1 protein-coding gene, 1 other RNA gene and 1 pseudogene are annotated in these 2587 nt (G+C 67.3%); all 3 read right to left on the minus strand.

Annotation, left to right across the window (positions count from 1 at the left end; all coding sequences use genetic code 11):
- A pseudogene (gene dnaX / locus JCM25156_RS24415) lies at positions 1-700 on the minus strand (DNA polymerase III subunit gamma/tau); the annotation flags it as partial.
- A gap of 63 nt (positions 701-763) precedes the next feature.
- An RNA gene (gene ffs / locus JCM25156_RS28070) (signal recognition particle sRNA small type) lies at positions 764-858 on the minus strand.
- A 112-nt stretch (positions 859-970) separates the two neighbouring features.
- Positions 971-2587 (minus strand): gamma-glutamyltransferase (gene ggt, locus JCM25156_RS13465; RefSeq protein WP_025813493.1); only part of this gene is annotated, 1617 nt, incomplete at its 5' end.

Genomic DNA, 2587 nt, shown 5'->3' on the forward strand with positions numbered 1-2587 from the left:
TGCGCGATCCGGTCGAAATGCGCCGCCAGCATCACCTGCGGCACGCGGCGCAGCGCGAAGGTCTGGCACCGTGACAGGACGGTCACCGGCACCTTGCGCAGTTCGGTGGTCGCGAAAATGAAGGTGACCTGCGCGGGCGGCTCCTCCAGCGTCTTGAGCAGCGCGTTGAACGCATTGCGCGAGAGCATGTGGACCTCATCGATGATGAAGACCTTCATGCGCCCCTGCATGGGGCGGAAACGCGTCGCCTCGATGATTTCGCGCACATCGTCCACGCCCGTGCGCGAGGCGGCGTCCATCTCCAGCACATCGGGGTGGCGGTCGGCCAGAATGGCCACGCAGTTGGGGCAGACCCCGCACGGATCCGCCGTGGGGCCGCCCTTTCCATCGGGGCCGGTGCAGTTGAGCGCGCGCGCGATAATCCGCGCGTGGTGGTCTTGCCCACGCCACGCACGCCCGTCAGCATGAAGGCATGCGCGACACGGCCCAGCGCAAAGGCGTTGCGCAGGATACGGACGGTGGTTTCCTGACCGATCAGGTCATCGAATGTGGTGGGGCGGTATTTGCGGGCCAGCACACGGTAGGGCGTGGCGGGCGCCACGGATGGCTGCGGTGCGTCACCAAACAGGCCGGGGCCATCTGCGGGCGGCGCAGGCAGCCCGGCCTCCTCGGAACGATCCTGATCCGACGGGACGGTCATTGATGCATCCGGGCTGGAGAAGTGGCCATCGCGCCAGACGCGGTGGCGACACGGAAACTGTGGGTGGAAGACCGGCCATAACCCGGACGAAACTCACTATGGCTGCTTCCTTCCGGACCTGACCAGGTTAGCAAGGTATCCGTCTACAACCGATCTCCCGAGCGGGTTCTAACACATACACCCGCCCCATGCACAAGGGGGCCATGGAAAAAATCACGCCTCCCGGCCGGAGACTGGACGGAGGAGGCCCCACGCATGGCGATCTGGCGCCTACTCCCCCACCGCCGCGCCGGAGTGGTGGCGCATGTCGGCCCCGCCATAATAGCGCATGGGGCTGGCCTGCCCGATGCGCGGGCCACCGGCCAGGATGCTTTCCGCCAGCCCCCACGGCGCGTGTTCGCGTATGGTGTATCCCTCCCGCGTGAGCGTGCGCGCCACGTTGGGCGACAGCGCGCCGGGTTCCACTTCCACCACATCGGGCTGCCACTGTTCATGGATGCGGGGCAGGTCGACCGCCTGCTGCACATCCAGCCCGTAATCGACAACGCCCATCAGGACGGACAGGATGATGGTGGGTATGCGCGACCCGCCCGGACTGCCCAGCACCATGACCGGCCGCCCGTTGCGTGAGACGATGGTTGGCGCCATGGAGGAAAGCGGCGTCTTGCCCGGCGCGATCGCATTGGCCGCGCTGCCAACGATCCCGAACATGTTGGGCGCGCCGGGACGGGTGGAGAAATCGTCCATCTCGTCATTCATCACGACGCCGGTGCGCCCCGCCACGACACCCGCGCCAAACCAGCCATTGAGCGTATAGGTCACGGCTACCGCCATGCCGCTTTTATCCGCGATGGAATAATGGGTGGTTTCCTCCTTTTCCGGGTCGGGCGCGCCGGGGCGCAGGCTGGCGGAGGGAAGCGCGTGATCAGACGGCAGATACCGCCGGATCTCGCGCGCGTAGGCCGGGTCATTCAGATGCTGCACCGGATTGCTGACAAAAGCCGGATCGCCCAGCGCCTGCCGGTCGGCATAGGCGTGGCGCATGGCCTCGACCGTGCGCTGCACGCTGGCGGCCGTATGCAGGCCAAGGGCGTGCATGTCGTAACCTGACAGGATGTTCAGCATCTCGCACAACGCGATGCCGCCGCCGCTGGGGGGGGGCGCGGTATCGATGTGATAGCCATGATAGTCACAGGCCAGGGGCGTCATGACGCGCGTGTGATACGTGGCAAAATCCTGACGGGCGAGAATACCGCCGCCCTTCGCGCTGGTCCGGACAATTTCACGCGCGATCGGCCCCGTGTAGAACGCGCGGGCGCCATGGCGTGCGATCCGCTCCAGCGTGCGGGCCAGATCCGCCTGCACCAGCCGGTCCCCCGCCATAAGGGGCGAACCATCGGGGCGCAGGAAGATCCTGCGTGCATAGGGATCGCGCGCGAAAGCCGCCGTGGCGGTATGGAGCAGGTCAACATCGCTCTGCGCGAGAACAAAGCCGTCACGGGCCAGGGCGATGGCCGGGCCCATCACCGTCGCGCGCGGCAGGCTGCCCCAGCGGTCATGCACCTGCTCGATTCCCGCCACGGTACCGGGAACGGCCACGGCCCGCCACCCCGTGACGGAGGCCCCGGCAATGACGTTACCCGTCGCGTCCTGGTACATGGTGGGCGTTGCCGCGCCGGGGGCATGTTCACGAAAATCAATGAAGCTGACCTGCCCGTCCGGCGTGCGCAGCGTCATGAAACCGCCCCCGCCGATATTGCCCGCCGCCGGATAGACCACCGCCAGCGTGTAGGCGACGGCCGCCGCCGCATCCACCGCATTCCCGCCGCGCGCCAGAATATCCGCCCCCACGTGGGAGGCGATGTCCTGCGCGCTGACCACCATGCC

The sequence above is a fragment of the Komagataeibacter kakiaceti JCM 25156 genome (assembly GCF_000613305.1).